This window comes from Fusibacter sp. JL298sf-3 (assembly GCF_053842995.1).
Genome location: NZ_CM132608.1, coordinates 2,334,593 through 2,352,469, shown reverse-complemented (window position 1 = coordinate 2,352,469; position 17,877 = coordinate 2,334,593). Strand labels below are relative to the sequence as shown.

The window sequence follows — 17,877 nt, the reverse complement described above, 5'->3', positions numbered from 1 at the left end:
CAATTTTACGAAACATTTGACTCTTATTATTCCATACGCTATACTGTCAGTCAACACGGGCAAAAGATAAGAAACAAAGGAGGGGCAAATGTATCGTATTAAAGACGACAAGCGCTCAATTGAATCGGCAACCCGGCTCTACAACGCCCTCTGTCAGCTTATGGCGGAAAAGGCGTTTGAACAGATAACCGTCACAGAACTCACAGGGGCCGCACAAGTTGCCAGAGCGACTTTTTATAGAAACTTCGACCACATCGAAGATATTCTTCACTACGAAATCGATCTCAAGTTCAAGGGGCTTAAAACATTTTTAAACCGATACTACGCCAGCAAACCGGACTACGTCATGCAGTTCTTTATCGTCCCCTTCCTCACCTACTGGGAAGCGGACTCTAGAATTATCGAACTGCTCATCGTCTCAGACAAAATCCACATCCTCAAAGACGCCTTTGTCACCCTACTTCGCAGCGGCATAGAAGCCTACTACTCAGAGGGCGGTGTCGATATAGACCATTATAACTATTTTCTCGCCATGCGTTCGGGAATTGCTGTCAACATCCTCGTACAGTGGGTAAACAACGGGAAACGGGAATCGCCCACCGAGATTATCGACATTTTGTTCAAGCAAATCGACGGCACCATGAATTACAAAATGTTCGCAAAAGACGCCATTTGTTAAAAAGCGGTTGACACGACGCCGTCATCCGTGCTAGAATGGGTCTCAATTGAATACATTACCTCATCCGTCGATGAGGTAGAGGCGCGGTGTTTATGAGTACGTGAAAAGAGGTCGGAAGCCCGAGACATTCACGAAAAGGAACCACCGCCGAAGCTTAGGCGCCCAAAGCCTTTGCTGGGTCTGCATCGAACAGGTGCAGGACTGTCGGTTTGCAGTACCCGCTGTCTACCGTTGTGCTATCTCGTCTTAGGGTTAAAGGTAATGTCGCGCGCGTATTTATGTTATTAGGAATACAGCACCCGACTTTGTCGGGTGTTTTTTTATGCTTACAGGACACTGGAAGGCCGCATCATCGGCACGTGTCCCCGATCACATCACTTATGTATTTTGGAGGTTTATTATGGAATTCGGCTGGCTCTCAATCTTACCACCGCTTATCGCCATAGTGCTGGCACTGCTCACAAAAGAAGTTTTGCTATCGCTGTTTATCGCCGTCCTCGTGGGGGCTTCAATCATCACAGGCAACATCGTCCTCGGGTTTCAAGAGGCACTCAACACCCACCTCGTCGGCGCACTTACCGACTCGTGGAACATCTCCATTCTCGTGTTCTGCCTCACCATCGGCGGTCTCATTGGGATAATCGATAAAAATGGCGGCACCCAGGGCATCGCCCACCTACTCGTTCAAAAGTCCCTGACCACGCGTTCGGCGCTGCTCTCCACTTGGCTCCTCGGTCTCGCCATCTTCTTTGACGACTACGCCAACTCCCTTATTGTGGGCAACACCATGCGCAGCATCACCGACAGCCTCGGCGTTTCTCGAGAAAAGCTGTCGTACATCATCGACTCCACCGCGGCGCCGATTTCATCAATGGCTCTAATTTCAACTTGGATCGGTATGGAACTGGGCCTCATCCAAGAAGGCCTCGCAAGCTTAGGTCTGGAAATGGGCGCTTACGACGTGTTCTTAAAGTCCATTCCGTTTCGCTTTTACAGTGTGCTCGCCCTCTTCTTCGTCCTCGTCGTCATCTTAATGAACCGCGATTTCGGGCCGATGCTAAAGGCTGAGCGCGCCGCACTGGCCGCACATAAAGAAAAAGCACAGTCGGAAGTGATTCGACGAAACGCTTCTAAATGGCCCCTTGCCGTGGTGCCGATTCTCGTAGTTCTCGGCGTCACCGTTATCGGCCTCTATCAAAACGGCGGCGGCTTTGACGGCGCCACCCTTCGAGAAGCTTACTCCAATGCCGACGCCAGCGTCGTCCTGCTTTGGGCATCGTTTGCAGGCATTATTACAGCCGCTGTACTGTCTGTTGCCGGTAAAAACCTCACCGTGAAAGAAACTTCCGACGCCTTTGTGGAAGGGGTGAAATCCATGACTGTTCCGGCAATGATCCTCGCGCTGGCTTGGTCGCTGGGCAACGTCAACGAAGCACTTGGAACCGCCACTTTCATGGTGGACACCATCGGACAGAACGTGCCCGCGTTCCTCATTCCGACATTTATGTTCCTCATTCCGGCTCTTGTGGCGTTTTCAACAGGAACCTCTTGGGGCACCAACGCCATCGTCATGCCCATTGCCATTCCGCTGTCGTACATGACCGGCGGTGTCGACTTAATGATACCCACCATCGGCGCAGTGCTAACAGGTGCAGTAATGGGCGATCACATGTCGCCGATTTCAGATACGACCATTATGTCCTCTATGGCGTCTGGCTGCGACCACCTCTCACACGTTAAAACACAGATGCCGTACGCCCTGTTGGTCGGTGCCGTCTCAATAGCTGTAGGATTCATCCCAGCCGGCTTGGGCTTCCCCGCCATCTTCTCACTGCTCCTTGGAGGTGCAGCCCTTATAGGGACTCTAAAAGTGGTGGGACAGCGGCCATAAGCCCCACATACAGGTGCTCCAAAAAAAGAAAAAACCAATTCGGGTGAATTGGTTTTTTCCTGTGGGCACTCTTGTGTTTGTTTTTAATCCTACTCATTAAAAACAACCGAACACTCTTGAGAAGAGTAGGTTCTCGGACGTAATAAAGCATTGATAACAGATCAAAGCCACACTTACGCACCTAAACGCGGCTGATGTACATCGATATACTGTTATATAACATCAATGCAAAGATACATCAACTTGAGATAATTATAGTTTATCTTGAATTTAATGTCAATAGACTTTGATAATTTTATTGAAAACTTTTTATGACTTATTTGTTAATTTTTACACAATCGCGATGTATTTTTAAACACCCTTATAATCTATCTTATCACAGTTCAAAATAAAATAACATCTCTTCCGCGAAAAAAATTTCGCACCTTATCGCTTATGCATCTTTTTCTATTATTACCCATTCCAGGCGATTGAAAACAATCGTATGCCAACAACACATGGTTTTCACCTTATTTTTCCGCTCTTTTATCAGCGTTGACACCCCCTTCACCCAGCATCTTTTTTAGGATTTATTTGCATATAGTTTTAATTGTATATATTCATTTTCGTAGAGTTAACTTGCGTAATACTGTATACAAACAAAACTTAATTCCTATTATTAATTACATTTAACATAATATGTATATACATGCTGACTCATAAATGGTATGATATGGATGGTTTGCTTAGTTGTATCTTTATACTTATTAAAATTCAATTACCCGTACAGCGGCAAACACATATTTTTTAGGAGGGGCACAATGTACTTAAAGAAAATACTCGCCTTCGTTATGGCTTTGGTCGTACTGTTCGGCACACTACCGGTGTTCGCCAACACCGCCGTTACAACAGACGAAATCGATCCTGCCATCGCCGAAATCAAGGGCAAATTAAACCGCTACAACACAGATATCAACTGCGTTAAAGCGTCTCAGTCTTCGGACGTCTCCGTAGATGGCGTCTTTATGACACCGGAAGACTACAACAAACTCGAGACAACACTCTCGGGGTTCGAAGCCTTTAGAACGGTTATTCTAAACGAGACTGTCGACGCAGAACGCTACAAAACCGAATTCACCGACGTCTACGAAACGGTTAAAGCCATCGACTGGCAACCGGGGAGCGTCAGTGTCGGCAGTTTGCCTGAAGCGTTCTTGAATCTCAACCCGCTAATCGTTCCAGATGGGGTTCTTACAGACTCAGCGCAACTGTCTGCTGCACTGGCCGGCCAAACGTCGTTTATGACTTCTAGCGATGCAAACGCTCTGCGCAATGACATTAACCAAGCCCGTATTCAGACAGACATAACGTTTATCGTCGGGGTCGGCGAAAGAATAGGGAATGCCTACCGCTACTACACCGATGACGCCACTATCGAGGCACTGAAAACCACTGCTGCCGCCATGGAGGCAAAAATCCAAAAAATCCAAACAGAGACCAACCACTTCATCGCCGATTCACAGGAAGAGGCCTTGGCCTATTTGTCTCAAAACGGCTTAAACAAGGGGTTCTGGTTGTCTAACGACGCGCATCAGACGCTTTTAAACGACTCAGAGACGCTCAAAACCCTAGCTACAGACGCAGAGGTATACAAGGCGTCTACTTATCGCGTAACCTCGGCACCTACAGATTCTATCACCTTTAATCAAGTTACTTATACGGAACCCAACCTCAATGATAGGGGGAAAATTGAGGTCACTGTGGACCCGTATCTTACGACTGAAGAGTGGTTGTTCTTTAGTGCCGATTTGGATGAGTCTTTGCCTTTGACAAAAGTTTATACCAATGTAATTAAATCTGAAAACGCTCTCTCCAACGAAAATGTATTGGAAAGGTACCTGCAAGTCGCTAGGGAACTCAAATACAATCAAACTGGAGCAGGCATTGGCAACTGCGTCATCGGTGAAACTTATGAGTTCGTCCTCGCCTATGCATCAGTAGACACCCCAACCCTAGATGATCTCACTATTATTCGCTACCCGGTTACTTTTTCACAAGATCTGATGACCAAAGATGCGTGGACAGACGGCACGCCGAAAGTTGTAGAAGTCCACGACACCTTTGCCCTCATCGAAGTAAACATGAACAATGTGGAAGACATCGACCTCTCTCGAATCCTCATTGAAGGGCATGACAAAACTGAAAGCGATTTTCGAAACGTCAAACACTCTTGGGGACATACCCTACCCGCGGAAGGGGCTATTATAAAAATTGAGGGGTTAAAGTTTGACACGCCATACAGCGTTGCCTTTTACAAGACTCTAGAATCAGATTCGGTCTATCGTCAAGTACTTCCCGAATATCTAGAATTTAAAACAGGTCCCTATGAGCCCTTGGAGTGGGGTGAGATAGAGTTGTCGATGCAATCAACCAACATGGTTTTCGTGACTGTCAATACCAATAGAATGGACATAAACAAGTGCTACGTAGGCCTTATCGACCCAGACACGCCGAGTGGGCTTGTAGACAGAAGCAAATTGGTAGAACGCGTCATTGACTCACAAAACATGTTTCACTTTTACGATTTAAAAGAAGACACCCCTTACCACTTCGTCATTCAAATGGATCGTGAAACACCGGAAGGGTTAAAAACATTTGAAAAGCGCTTCCCGCTTAGAACGGCAAAACTCTATCGACCGGATGAAAACAACAACACGCCTCAAGTACCATCGACACCAGTGACGACACCGAAGCAACCGGAGACGGTTCTAAGGCCGTCAAAGCAGGCACTTGAAAAAGCCACTGCTTCAGATGTCGCCAAATTTGAACTTAAAGCATCGCACAAAAGATTGGCTCTAGACGGCGCTGCTGTCGAGCGTTTGTTGGCCAAAGACAGTATGGTACAGGTGACCAAGGGCGGCGCTCTATACACCGTTCCGGCAAAGGCACTAGACCCTACGGCATTTTATAAGGCGTCAGACATCAAAGCCGAAGACGTCCGATCCGTTGAGATGCGTATTGTGGTAGACGATTTTATAGACAAAGCACTCAGTCAACGCATTGAAAAATTACACAAAGAAAAGAAGATACGCGCCATTACCAAACCTGTTATGTTCCGTGTGGAAATGTCTGTAACCACCAAGGATGGCAAGAGACACTACAACACCGTGCGCTCATTTAATAAGCCTGTAGAGAGAACTTTTGAACTCCCTGCCGACTACGACCCTAACAAAGGGACCACAGGTGTTGTCTTTAACGAAGACGGTTCTTTCCGCCACGTGCCAACGCGGATTGTAAAAGATGAAAACGGTCGCTATATTGCTAGAGTCTACAGCATGACGAACTCTGTCTACGGCATTGTCGAACGAACTTTTGACGCCTCTTCTGTGAAAGCCCACTGGGCAGCTCCGGTTCTGGAAGACTTTGCAGGACGCGGTATTATCGATCTCGATACACTGGACACAGATGCGCCTATGACGCGTGGTGCGTTTGTTGAAACACTTGTTGTGGCGCTTGGCTTAATGCCTGAGACACCTCAAACCACTCGATTCAAAGATATCACGACTGTCGGCACCTTGTCGTCAGCAGCTGAAATCGCAGCTGCCCGCGGGTTTATCAAAGGGTATGACAACGGCGACTTCGGTGCCGAGGATACCATCACGCGTGAGCAAATGGCACAAATAATGGCCAATGTAGGCGCCGTCCTCGCGGTAGAAGCCGATGGTTCTGAATCGCTCGAGCGCTTTGCCGATGCCGAAGAAATTTCGGGCTGGGCAAAAACAGCTATGGCATATGCGGTTTCCGCTGAACTCTACCGCGGCAAGCCCGATGACACCCTTGCACCAAAGGCGGCAATCACCGCTGCTGAAGCTATACAAGTTCTACACAACCTACTGACACAAGCACAATTGATTTCATAGGTACTTTTAAAAGCGCTCACCCCTTTGGATTTTGGGGACGAGCGCTTTTTTTATAGTGTGTAAAACCGCCCTCTTGACAGCCGTTTAAATTCAGTTTATACTCTTCATATACTCATATGGGAATATAAAAATATAAAGGAGGTTTGTGCTGTGGTTGAACTCTTCAAAGTCCTTTCTGATGAAACGCGACTGAGAATGCTCATGCTTTTAAAAGAAGAGCCACTGTGCGTTTGCCAGTTGGTGGGCATCCTCGATGTACCTCAGCCGAGGGTTTCTAAAAATCTCGCCAAGTTCAGAGACTTAGACCTCGTCGAATCGGTTCGAAAAGATAAGTTCATCGTCTACCATTTGAAAGCGGACTGTCACTGGTTGCGCCAAGTGCTGGAAACGGTCGAAACGGCTGTAAGTACTGCACCTGAAACCTACGCCTTGTACGCCGAGGACGTCAAGCGCCTCTCCGGTCGCGCGCAGTACCTCGAAAAATGTACCCCTTAAAAGGAGACCACCATGCCATTACTTCGTTTCTTAAACGATCAACTGCTTAAAATGAATTGGCTGAACGACGGCGTGCGCCAAGTACTGGAATCGGTGTTTGGTCTGGACACTTCCACACGCCTCGGCGGCAGCTTGCATTTTTTTATCTACGACGTCATCAAAATATTTCTGTTGCTGTCGGTATTGATTTTTACAATCTCTTATATACAGAGTTATTTTCCACCTGAACGGACACGCCGAATTCTCGGGCGCTTCACCGGCGTCAAGGCCAACTTATTCGGCGCATTGCTCGGCACTGTAACGCCGTTTTGTTCCTGTTCGTCTATCCCGCTGTTCATCGGCTTTACCAGCGCCGGTTTGCCCATTGGCGTGACATTTTCTTTCTTGATTTCGTCGCCGCTTGTGGACCTCGCATCGGTGTTGCTCCTCGCAGGGGTCTTCAGCTGGCGCATTGCACTGGCGTATGTCGTCACCGGCGTTTTACTCGCCGTCGTCGGCGGCACGCTTATCAGTAAGGCCAAAATGGAAAAGTATGTGGAGCCTTTTGTGTACAACGGTCACGTGGCAGCAGAAGATTCAGAGGCCCCGACATTTGGGGAGCGCTTGGCGTTCTGTAAGGAACAAGTGACCGACATTGTAAAGCGGGTCTGGCTCTACATTCTCATCGGCGTCGGCATCGGCGCTCTTATTCACAACTGGGTGCCGCAATCGTTTATTGAGCTGATTCTCGGCGACGACAAATGGTACGCTGTGCCGCTGGCGACCTTTGCAGGTATTCCAATGTACGCCGACATCTTCGGCACACTCCCCATTGCAGAGGCACTGGTCTCAAAAGGCGTGGGCATCGGCACGGCACTTTCGTTTATGATGGCGGTTACGGCGCTGTCACTGCCGTCTTTGATTTTGCTTAAAAAAGTGGTGAAAACACGGCTGCTCGTGGTGTTCACCGGTATCGTCACCGCCGGTATTCTCATTATCGGCTTCTTGTTCAACGCCTTTGCGTTTCTCTTTGTCTAACGATTATTCATTAGGAGGGTTATTATGACCATTAAAGTTTTGGGAACCGGCTGTAAAAAATGCAACGATTTGTACGACAATGTCCAATCGGCTCTAAACGCCAAAGGCGTTACCGCCTCTGTGGAAAAAGTGGAAGCACTTCAGGACATTATGGCGTATGGCGTCATGTCCACACCGGCGCTCGTCGTCGACGGCAAAGTGGTGGCTACGGGCAAAGTGTTGTCCGCCAGCGCTATAGAAAAGTTGCTGTAACCAAAGGGACGGTTCTTTTGTGCACTTCATATGCCGTCTACGGATAAAACTTAATGCCAAACAACAGCAAAACCGCTCTCTCGAGCGGTTTTTGTCGTTTCATACACTTGTGGTGCGGCAGCCTAAAACAGCTCAACCACCACTTTTGAAAACACCTACACCTCATAAAAATCGCGGTGTCCCTTGTTCTGCTGCCCTCAGGCGATTACTTTGGAATGGCGCCTCTAATAATATAGTTTTTATAAGGATTTAGTCTTATATCTGTCAACCCATTACACAAGCTGTCCACGCATTGCTAGGCGCCTAAATATGGTAAATACTAGTGGAATCGTGCACAAAAGAACCGTCCCTTAAAGTAGCGATGTGCTGATTGGTGCTCGCCAGCTTGACGCCGTGGTCCAGATGGTCGGTGCTGAGCGCCGTCACATTAAAGCTGCCGTATTTCAGGTAGAGTGTCCCTTCCAAGCTGTCGATGGCAGGGACGCTCTTGAGAAACGCCTCCAGTGTGAGGCCTGTGTATACCATGACTTTCAGCCCTCTGTTCAGCGCTTCTGAAGCCAGTGCCACCAGTTCCTCCGGTTGCTCTGACCACTCGAGACCGCCGAAGATCAGCCCCTCGTTAAACGGGTTGCTCTGTACGGCGTCCAGCACCGCTTCGACGTCTTCAAACAGCGTCGGCAGCTGCTTGAGCGGGGCGTTAAAACAGTCCTTACATCCAATGCGGCACCCGATGGCACCGATGAGCGCACCGACGAAAGGCGCGTCTTCGACGCGTTCGTGCTCGATGCATTTGTATCGAATTTTCATAGCTGTCGCCTCTCTATGAACTCTTGTTTTTTGCCGTCGTTAAAGTATTTGACATTGCGCAGATAGCCGGTGATGCGCTGGTATTTTTCCACGGTTTCGCCACAGATGGGACAGGTGTCCACTGCGCCGTCGATATAGCCGTGTGCCGTACAGTAATGGTTTACCGGGGAAAGGCTCACGTAAGGCACTTTGTACCGCTCACAGACGGTTTTGACGATGTGTTTGGCCTTTTCACCGGACACCGGAGAGCCCAAGAACACGTGGATGACGGTGCCCCCTGTAAACAACAATTGTATCGGCTCTTGGTGTTCGAAAACCTGATGTATCGATTCGACTTTGTTTACCGGAATATGACAGCTGTTGGTGTAGTACGGCTGTTCGTCGGTACCTTGTGTCAAGATGTCGGGGTACTGTGCTTTGTCTTTTCGCGCCAATCTGTAGGCGGTGGATTCTGCCGGTGTCGCCTCGAGGTTATAGAGGTGCTCGGTTTCTTCTTGAAAGTCCTTCAGTTTTTCGCGCATGTGATGGAGCACTTCCAGGACCAACGCACTGGACGCTTCGTCTAAGATGTCTTTGCCGAGGAAGTTCTCGCACATTTCGTTGAGGCCCACGAGGCCTATGGTGCTGAAGTGGTTGTCAAAAGTGCCGACATAAGTGCTGAATGCCGGAATGAGGCCGGCGTCCAGTACGTTTTCTTGAAGGAAGGCACGCTTGATTTCGAGGCTCTCTTTCGCAAGGGTCATGTTGCAGTCGATGAGGTCGAACAGTTCGGCTTTGGTTTTGGCCCTATAGCCGTACCGCGCCATGTTCAATGTGACGACGCCAATGGAGCCCGTGCTTTCTCCTGCGCCGAAAAGTCCCCCGTTTTTGCGCTCCAGTTCTCGGAGGTCCAGTCGCAGGCGACAGCACATGCTGCGCGCATCTTCAGGGCTCATGTCGCTGTTGATGAAGTTGGCAAAATACGGGTAGCCGAATTTGCCTGCCATTTCCCAGAGGGCGTCGTTGAGCGGGTTGTCGAAGTCAAAGCGCTCGTGAATGTTGTAGGTGGGAATCGGATACGCAAACGGTCTGCCGTTGGCATCCCCTGTGTTCATCAACTCGTAAAACGCTCGGTTGAAGAGGTTCATTTCTTCTTGGCAGGCGCGATAAGTGTAGTCCAGCTGTCCGTCCCCGACGTAGACGCTTTGGTCGATGAGGTCTTTTGGCGGCGTCAAATCCAGTGTGATGTTGCTAAAAGCAGGCTCTGCGCCACCTCTGGAATTGGAGTTTATGGAGAAGATGAAGTTTTGCAGGTTCTGTTTGACATCTTCGTACGAGAGGCCGTCTTCTTTGATAAACGGCGCCAAATAGGTGTCGACGGAACTGAAGGCCACGGCACCCATGATTTCATTTTGAAAGACGGTGATGAGGTTGGCCAACTGGTTGAGTATAGAGGCAAAGTGTTTCGCCGGCGTGGACGTCGGAATATTGGGAACCCCTTGAACCCCTTTGCGTATGACGCTTCTCAGCGAGTAGCCGCAACAGTAGAGGGTGATGCCGCCGAGGTCGTGTATGTGGTAATCGCCCTTTATGTAACCCTCTGCAATGGCCTTTGGGTACACTTCTCTGAGCCAATAGTCTTTGGAGACTTCTGCCGCTATATGTTTGTTTAAGGCGCCAAATGAAAACGGTGAGTTTGAGTTTTCTTTGACCCGCCAGTCGCTTTTAAGTAAATACGATTCCACGATATCTTTGCTTTTGAGCATTGCCCTTCCTCCTTGTCGCATAAAAAAAAGTGTCTTTAAGACACGAATACACAGGGAACTGACGCCGGTGACGGCGCTTGTTCGCATGTCTCATCCTCGTGAGCTTTAGCGTTCTCACATCTCAGGCAGGTCTCCTGGCTCAAGACAGTAGTGTACTGTATCGTTCACAATTAAAAAACTGCTCATCTATTCTGCATCATTGCGGCGTTAAAATCTCTCGACAACGTCCCGCATTGTCGTCGATATTTTGCCTTGCACGGATACAGACTATCTGGCATTTTTAATTAAATCTCAACGAGACAGTACACTAGCAATCGCTCCCTTCCCGTTTTCACAGAGGTATGAGCGTTGCAGTCTTTTACAGTGGCGGGACCGCGTTGGCTTTGCACCAATCTTCCCTTTTAAGCGCCCTGATTTCTCAAGTACGCACCAAAGATGCTATACAGTTGTATTACAATATATTGTGGATAAGTGGCGTTTTTTATCCACATATGCACAATTTGTAGCTAATTTGATTGTAGCGCTAAGTGAATTAATTGTCAAGGGGGGACGGTTCTTTTGTGCCGGAATCCACTGGTTTTTTCCATTTTTACCACACCCCCAACGGCCTCTAAACGTTCGTAAACGCCTCTTTTCTACCGCATCTCTCCATTTAAAATGCCTCTGAACTCTTTGTTGCCGCCGTCTCTTTCACATAAGCCGTACCGAAGGCGCCAAATGCACCGTACACAGGCCACAGCCTTTGATTTTTCACGGTGTACATCCTTTTCACACGGCCCTTTTTGCCACCAACGGCACAAAAGAACCGTCCCTTTAAACACACATGCCAAAGGCTGTCCCCTTCGGGACAGCCTTTGGCTCTATCTCACTTTATTTTCTTCTTAAATAAACACCTGCTGCTGAAAGGATACTACCGATACCGAAGTAGAGGCTTATTGGCAGTTGACCTGTCTTAGGCAATGCCGCAGGGCCTTCCGGTGTGGTTTCATCGATGAGAACAATCTCACCTTCCGGTACTTCCACAGGGGTTTCTGTTTCTTCTGTTGTCTCAGTTTCTTCGACAACCGGTTCTGTCGTTTCAGGCGTTTCTTCTGTCGTGTCGATAGCAGGGCCAAGTGGCGTTTCTTCTACTTCGAGCTCGACTTCATCTGAGCCGTCTGAGTATCTGTAAGTGACTGAGATCGTGCCGTCAGCAAAAGTACCTGATGCGTTAGACGGTGACTCTACCAGTTCGTAACCACTGAACGATCTCGCCGATGTGCCGTAATTGGTGCCGATTTCACCTGAGAAGGTAAAAGCAGATGCCAATTCCGAACCGTCTTGATCGATGTAGCTGACTTCTACAAACCCTTGTGGGCCCGCTGGAACTGGTTCTGGTTCCGGTTCTGGTGTAGGTGTTGGATCGACTGGTGTCGGGTCGACCGGTTCCGGATCGGGATCCGGTGTTGGATCTGGGTCCGGATTAGGATCGGGATCCGGTGTCGTTTGCGTTTCTTCAAAGACAGCCGTTACCGATTTGTCTGAATCCATTGTCACAGTTGTGCTTGAGCCGCCGCTTGCATCACCTTCCCAGCCGACGAATGTCCAGCCCTCTGCTGGTGTTGCCGTTACAGTGACTTCTGTACCTTCTGTATACGTGCCGCCACCTGATACGGAGCCTTGGCCGGTTACGCCAGTAGAAAGTGTGTATTCTGTTACCGGATCAGGATCCGGTGTCGTTTGCGTTTCTTCAAAGACAGCCGTTACCGATTTGTCTGCATTCATTGTCACAGTTGTGCTTGAGCCGCCGCTTGCATCACCTTCCCAGCCGACGAATGTCCAGCCGTCTGCAGGTGTTGCCGTTACAGTGACTTCTGTACCGTCTGTGTACGTGCCGCCACCTGATACTGAGCCTTGGCCGGTTACGCCAGTAGAAAGTGTGTATTCTGTTACCGGATCGGGATCTGGTGTCGTTTGCGTTTCTTCAAAGACAGCCGTTACCGATTTGTCTGCATCCATTGTCACAGTTGCACTTGAGCCGCCGCTTGCATCACCTTCCCAGCCGACAAATGTCCAGCCTTCTGCAGGTGTTGCCGTTACAGTAACTTCTGTACCTTCTGTGTACGTGCCGCCACCTGATACGGAGCCTTGGCCTTTGGTGCCGGTGGTCAAAGTGTATTCGGTCGGTTCGACGACGATTTCTTCAAAGATTGCTGTTACCGATTTGTTTGCATCCATTGTCACAGTTGCACTTGCTTCAGTGCCGCTTACAGCACCTTCCCAGCCGACGAATGTCCAGCCGCTTGCTGGTGTTGCTGTGACAGTGACTTCTGTACCTTCTGTATACGTGCCACCGCCTGATACGGAGCCTTGGCCGGTTACGCCAGTAGAAAGTGTGTATTCTGTTACCGGATCGGGATCTGGTGTCGTTTGCGTTTCTTCAAAGACAGCCGTTACCGATTTGTTTGCATTCATTGTCACGGTTGCACTTGTTTCAGTGCCGCTTACAGCACCTTCCCAGCCGACGAATGTCCAGCCCTCTGCAGGTGTTGCTGTTACAGTGACTTCTGTACCTTCTGTATAGGTGCCGCCACCTGATACTGAGCCTTGACCTTTGGTGCCGGTGGTCAAAGTGTATTCTGTCGGTTCGACGACGATTTCTTCAAAGATTGCCGTTACCGATTTGTCTGCATCCATTGTCACGGTTGCACTTGTTTCAGTGCCGCTTACAGCACCTTCCCAGCCGACAAATGTCCAGCCTTCTGCAGGTGTTGCAGTAACTGTAACTTCTGTGCCCGCTTCGTAAGTGCCGCCTTCTGTTACGGACCCTTCACCCGTTGTGCCGGTGGTCAAGGTGTATTGTACGGCTTTTTCTTCAAACACAGCCGTTACCGCTTTGTCTGCGTCCATTGTCACGGTTGCACTTGTTTCAGTGCCGCTTACAGCACCTTCCCAGCCGACGAATGTCCAGCCCTCTGCAGGTGTTGCTGTGACTGTGGCTTCTGTGCCTTCTGCATAGGTGCCTGCACCTGTGACGCTGCCTTCACCTTCCACAGCAGTGGTCAACGTGTGTGTCATCGGTGCGTAAGTGTAGACGATGGTCTGTGGTGCTCTTGTATACGTTAACGCGCTGGTGCCGTTTGTTTCCGGTTGTGAAACGGTGTACGTGTAGTGTGCAACGTCCATCGGTTCAAAGGTACGGCTCTCGCCGACATTGCCCGTATGCGTTTGCGGTGCAACGGTTTGACTGTCGTCTGTGAAAACGTGTTTTTCGACGATAGTTCCCTGTGCCGCATTGAGGACAATTGTACCGTTGCCGCTAACCGGAACGGTTACTGGCGTCGTCGTGTAAGTCGGGTTGTCTTTCGCCACTTCAAAGGCGACAGAGGCCGATTGGTTGGTGTTGTAAGTGCCCGCTGTCACATCGGCTTTAAGTTTTACACCGAAAGTGACGCTTTGGACAAGTGCCGCATCTACGGCTGCTGTGCCCGACGCGTGTGATTCAAAAGCTTCCCCTTCAATGGTCCACTTTACCGTGCCGGTGGTGGCATCGTAAGTGACGCCTTGTGGGGCATCAACCAATTCAAAGCCCGTACCGAGTACATCGGTAACGACGACGTCTGAATAGCTGTCCACTTCGTCGATTTTGTTCGGTTTTGCATCAGTGGCTTTCTTAACGATGTCTGTAAACGCTTTGATTAACGCATCGGTGTTGCCCGATGTCAAAGAACTGCCTTCAGACCAGTATTGGTGTGCAAAAGGGATTTCCCTGTCGACGACTTTGTAAGCTGTCGCTTGTCTTTCGCCCGATTGGTAACCCGTTTCGTATTTTACACCCCATCCAGAGTATTTATCGATGTCTACAATAGAACCCTTCAAAAGTGGCGCCGTGTATTCTGTTCTGAGGTCGCTTGGGTAGCGATCGGCATCCGACCAGTTCGAGTGGTCTGATGCGACGGTGTTTCGAGCGGCGCCTGTAGGTGCCCACTCTGACCAATCAGACCATCCCCCAAACAACTCCCACTCTTTGTAACGACGGACTTGAAACGCGCCCTTTTCGGTATACGTTTGCTTCTGTACAACGCTTTCTACGCGCATTTCTGCGGTATTGGCCGCCGTCGGCATCAATGTCGCTTTGCCGGAAGCGCTGTCCACGCCAAAGCCGATGGTAAAGATTTGGAGACCTGAAATGCTGTTTTTCAGTACATTGGCCTGTTCAATGGTGTGCCATGCCGCTGTTCGCGAAAACACTTCACCTTGAAGTGTACCGTCGCCTCTTCGAACACCTGAGGCGTCGATGTAGTACGTCGGCTCGCCGTCGCTCATAAGGACGACAAGGGACTTGCGCTCGGCATCGCTCCCGCTTCTGTTGCCCAAAATACTTTGCGCTTCTACAAAAGCCGCTTGGATATTGGTACCGCCGTCAGCTCTCAGGCTGTTGATGGCACTATCGAGTTGTCGACGACTGCTTGTTAAACCGCTGTTTCGCTGTACACCACCTGCGTACGATACGATGGCGACGCGGTTGCCTTCTACGGTTAAGAGCTGTTCAACGGCGCTCCGTGCAGCTGTCTGTGCACTGGTGAGACCGCCGCCTCTCATGGAGCTGGAACGGTCTAAAACGAGGACGACGTCGTACTGCTCTTGTGGCAATACGGTTTCTACGGCGTAGTTTTGACCGGCAGCTTTCAATGTGATGTCAAAGGTGCCGTCGCCTTTATAGGTGACTTCTTTGCCCGCCCAGATTTGGCCGTCGCTCAATGCGGCGACTGTTGCGCTTGGGCTGTTGGTCGTTTCGACGATGTCGAGGTTGCCAAATGCCTCGGGACTTTGCGCTTCCACCGCAAAAGTTAGTGGCATAAACGATGTCAGTATTAAAAACACCGACAATACAACAGATAAACCTTTCTTTTTCATAGTTATCTCCTTCGCCAAATTTATATTTTTTGGCAGTCGGACGGTCATCATGGCCTCGGCCACCTTAGACTCCTGACTTTGCGTCCCCAGCTTTCACTGGGTTTGCCCATAAGGTTTCTCTATGTTACCGCGTTCGAGCTGCGGTTACAGACCTTTTACAACTTGAATGGTGTTCGCTTCATCCCATGAGCGTTTTTCCTCTGCCTCACCGGATTGTTTGACGGCTTCGTCCATAAGCGCCAGCATTTCCAGTTCACTTCGAAAGTGAACGGTCTTGCCGGAATCGAGCCACTGAATGGTACCTTGCCAGCTGTGATTTTCCTGTCGCTGAACGGATATTAAAAAATTTGTGTGACCTTTCATGTGTTCATCGCCTCCTTAGCTCTAAGCGAACATTTCTCGTTCTACTGTAGCCAGTATACCAGTCCGCTGTGACATGTGCCGTACACCTGTGTGACATCTGCGTGACACGGCTTGTTTTGAAGAAATTTCGGGGTACATCAGAAGCCTTTAGGACGTTTTAGGGCATTTTAGGGCGTAAAAAAACAAGGGCTGTGTTTGCCCTTGTCATCCTCGTCGGTTTCGGTTGCGGTTTTTTAATGTGGAAGCGATAACGCGTGTTATTTGGCCGCCAAGTGTTCTATTTTAGAAATTTTAACGTCTTCGTTGCCCTTAAAGGTGCTGAGGACGCGGGTCAATACTTTTTGCATCAAGGGGCTGTCCACGCCGGGCAATAGGAGCGCCAGTTGTCTGTCGTCCCATTGGGTGAAGCTGTCGCCTTTGCGCAGGTGGGTCATGAGGTGGTCTTTTAACAGTTTGAAGCGCAGTTCGCCCTGTGCGAGGCTTTGGGTGCGCATGGGCTTGAGTTCGATGACGGCGATGCTGAAGTCGATGCCCGACCGCTCGCTCCTGCGCCGTTCCAGCTCAAAGATGGACTTGAAGACTTCTTTGTCACAGTAAAAGGCGTTGTCAATGGGGGCACTCTGGTCGAGGGCTTCGAATACGTTTTCGCCTTTGTTGGTTTTGAGCAATGTCTTGTAGGCGGCTTTCATTTCTTCCGAGGGCTTGATGCCCATCTCTCTATAGAAGAAACCCGTGATGTGTTCGTAGTGTTCAAGTGCCTGTTTGTGGGCCCCGCGCGCTGCGAGGGCTTCCATGTAGTAGATGTGGAACGGTTCTTCGTAGACGTCGACTTTCATGGCCTTTTGGCAAATGTCGATGACGACGTCGTGTTTTGCGCCGCATTTGAGCAACTCAATGGCGCCGGTAACCGCTCTGAGGTAAATGCGCCGGTAGTGGTAGCGCACGGAAAATACCCAATGCTGTTCGACGCAATCGGGCAGGTAGTCCCCTTTGTAGAGTTGGAGGGCTTCGAGATAGTAGCTCAGCGCCGCATCGGCATCCGCTGTGTTTTCCGCTTGGTGCACGAGGGCCTCAAAGACCTCGGCATCAATTTCCATCGGAACGTTTGTGTTCCACCGGTAGTACCCGCCTTCAAAGGTCAGCGTCTCGCCTGTTTTGTCCTGTTCTGCGGATTCTTCAAGTATTTTTCTGAGTCGGTGCATTTGACGTCTCAGCGTCGCACGCGGGTCTTGGTAGTCTTCCGCCACCCAAAGCTGGTCGATAAGAGCTTCGGGAGTGAAGGGCTGTTCGCGGTGTGTGAGCATGAACTTGTACAGCTCCCAGATTTTCTTGGCGCTGGCATTTGCCGTGACAAGCGATCGGTTGTCTTTGACGACGTCGAAATGTCCAAGCGTATGTACTTTGATAGGCTGTGTTTGAACCTGTAACATGATGACGCCTCCTGCTGTTTTTGTTATATAGGTAGTTGTTATTTTACAATGATTTTAATGTTGTAATGGATGTGCCTTTTCAATTTTTTATTATACCATAGTTGTTTATATTGCACCACCTGGGGGGACGGTTCTTTTGGGCACGATTCGCCTTGTATTTACCTTTTTTTACAACTCCACTTATGTGCGCCGCTCCTTCAATCGCCGGTTCGCGCCGTTTTATACACCTATAGCCACCGGCGTATTACGCGCCCTTCTCCACATAAAAAACGGCGCCACGATGCCACTGTCTCTTTTCTTCTCACACCCTTTAAAAGCGCACCATCGCTGGTGGCGGCTCTTTCTTCACCCAAGTATGTGCCCAAAAGAACCGTCCCTCGCGGCACAGGCAATGTCTCTCATC

Annotated in this window: 12 protein-coding genes and 3 riboswitches; of the genes, 6 read left to right on the top strand and 6 right to left on the bottom strand. The window is 49.6% G+C overall.

Features of this window, described 5'->3' with window-relative positions:
* Positions 1–88: 88 nt before the first annotated feature.
* The 6 genes from ACR6HW_RS11155 (at position 89) to ACR6HW_RS11130 (ending at position 8,233) form a co-directional block, all read left to right on the top strand.
* Positions 89–679, top strand: a complete 591-nt coding sequence (locus tag ACR6HW_RS11155; protein ID WP_455727803.1) for a TetR/AcrR family transcriptional regulator — start codon at positions 89–91, stop codon at positions 677–679.
* A gap of 68 nt (positions 680–747) precedes the next feature.
* Positions 748–926: riboswitch (Lysine riboswitch) on the top strand.
* 75 nt (positions 927–1,001) lie between these two features.
* Entirely contained in the window at positions 1,002–2,570 is a 1,569-nt protein-coding gene (locus ACR6HW_RS11150; RefSeq protein ID WP_455727802.1) for a Na+/H+ antiporter NhaC family protein, read from the top strand.
* A gap of 800 nt (positions 2,571–3,370) precedes the next feature.
* Positions 3,371–6,469, top strand: a complete 3,099-nt coding sequence (locus tag ACR6HW_RS11145) for an S-layer homology domain-containing protein (protein ID WP_455727801.1) — start codon at positions 3,371–3,373, stop codon at positions 6,467–6,469.
* Between the two features lie 150 nt (positions 6,470–6,619).
* Positions 6,620–6,964, top strand: a complete 345-nt coding sequence (locus tag ACR6HW_RS11140; protein ID WP_455727800.1) for an ArsR/SmtB family transcription factor — start codon at positions 6,620–6,622, stop codon at positions 6,962–6,964.
* Between the two features lie 12 nt (positions 6,965–6,976).
* Positions 6,977–7,981, top strand: coding sequence for a permease (locus ACR6HW_RS11135; protein WP_455727799.1), 1,005 nt, complete (start codon positions 6,977–6,979; stop codon positions 7,979–7,981).
* Between the two features lie 24 nt (positions 7,982–8,005).
* Positions 8,006–8,233: a thioredoxin family protein gene (locus tag ACR6HW_RS11130; RefSeq protein ID WP_455727798.1), complete on the top strand. Its 228-nt coding sequence runs from the start codon at positions 8,006–8,008 to the stop codon at positions 8,231–8,233.
* 303 nt (positions 8,234–8,536) lie between these two features.
* Here the strand turns inward: ACR6HW_RS11130 and ACR6HW_RS11125 are convergent, their stop codons facing one another.
* The 6 genes from ACR6HW_RS11125 to ACR6HW_RS11100 all read right to left on the bottom strand — a co-directional run bounded on the left by ACR6HW_RS11125 (position 8,537) and on the right by ACR6HW_RS11100 (position 17,839).
* Complete coding sequence (locus ACR6HW_RS11125) at positions 8,537–9,040, bottom strand: 4Fe-4S cluster-binding domain-containing protein (RefSeq protein ID WP_455727797.1); 504 nt, start codon at positions 9,038–9,040, stop codon at positions 8,537–8,539.
* Complete coding sequence (locus ACR6HW_RS11120; RefSeq protein WP_455730881.1) at positions 9,037–10,806, bottom strand: ribonucleoside triphosphate reductase; 1,770 nt, start codon at positions 10,804–10,806, stop codon at positions 9,037–9,039. Before ACR6HW_RS11120 ends, ACR6HW_RS11125 begins: the two co-directional genes overlap by 4 nt.
* An 86-nt stretch (positions 10,807–10,892) precedes the next feature.
* Positions 10,893–11,234: riboswitch (cobalamin riboswitch) on the bottom strand.
* A 421-nt stretch (positions 11,235–11,655) separates the two neighbouring features.
* Positions 11,656–15,681 (bottom strand): InlB B-repeat-containing protein, encoded by a 4,026-nt coding sequence (locus ACR6HW_RS11115; RefSeq protein WP_455727796.1) that lies wholly within the window; start codon positions 15,679–15,681, stop codon positions 11,656–11,658.
* Between the two features lie 28 nt (positions 15,682–15,709).
* Positions 15,710–15,798, bottom strand: a riboswitch (cyclic di-GMP riboswitch).
* Between the two features lie 27 nt (positions 15,799–15,825).
* Positions 15,826–16,044, bottom strand: coding sequence for a hypothetical protein (locus tag ACR6HW_RS11110; RefSeq protein ID WP_455727795.1), 219 nt, complete (start codon positions 16,042–16,044; stop codon positions 15,826–15,828).
* 257 nt (positions 16,045–16,301) lie between these two features.
* Positions 16,302–17,474: an AfsR/SARP family transcriptional regulator gene (locus ACR6HW_RS11105; RefSeq protein ID WP_455727794.1), complete on the bottom strand. Its 1,173-nt coding sequence runs from the start codon at positions 17,472–17,474 to the stop codon at positions 16,302–16,304.
* A gap of 227 nt (positions 17,475–17,701) precedes the next feature.
* The gene (locus tag ACR6HW_RS11100) at positions 17,702–17,839 is read right to left on the bottom strand and encodes a hypothetical protein (protein ID WP_455727793.1); all 138 of its coding nucleotides are present in this window, start codon (positions 17,837–17,839) and stop codon (positions 17,702–17,704) included.
* Between the last annotated feature and the right edge of the window lie 38 nt (positions 17,840–17,877).

Coding starts and splice junctions, on each gene's coding strand:
- ACR6HW_RS11155 (WP_455727803.1), top strand. CDS start 89: ATGTATCGTATTAAAGACGACAAGCGCTCAATTGAATCGGCAACCCGG.
- ACR6HW_RS11150 (WP_455727802.1), top strand. CDS start 1,002: ATGCTTACAGGACACTGGAAGGCCGCATCATCGGCACGTGTCCCCGAT.
- ACR6HW_RS11145 (WP_455727801.1), top strand. CDS start 3,371: ATGTACTTAAAGAAAATACTCGCCTTCGTTATGGCTTTGGTCGTACTG.
- ACR6HW_RS11135 (WP_455727799.1), top strand. CDS start 6,977: ATGCCATTACTTCGTTTCTTAAACGATCAACTGCTTAAAATGAATTGG.
- ACR6HW_RS11130 (WP_455727798.1), top strand. CDS start 8,006: ATGACCATTAAAGTTTTGGGAACCGGCTGTAAAAAATGCAACGATTTG.
- ACR6HW_RS11125 (WP_455727797.1), bottom strand. CDS start 9,040: ATGAAAATTCGATACAAATGCATCGAGCACGAACGCGTCGAAGACGCG.
- ACR6HW_RS11120 (WP_455730881.1), bottom strand. CDS start 10,806: ATGCGACAAGGAGGAAGGGCAATGCTCAAAAGCAAAGATATCGTGGAA.
- ACR6HW_RS11115 (WP_455727796.1), bottom strand. CDS start 15,681: ATGAAAAAGAAAGGTTTATCTGTTGTATTGTCGGTGTTTTTAATACTG.
- ACR6HW_RS11110 (WP_455727795.1), bottom strand. CDS start 16,044: ATGAAAGGTCACACAAATTTTTTAATATCCGTTCAGCGACAGGAAAAT.
- ACR6HW_RS11105 (WP_455727794.1), bottom strand. CDS start 17,474: ATGTTACAGGTTCAAACACAGCCTATCAAAGTACATACGCTTGGACAT.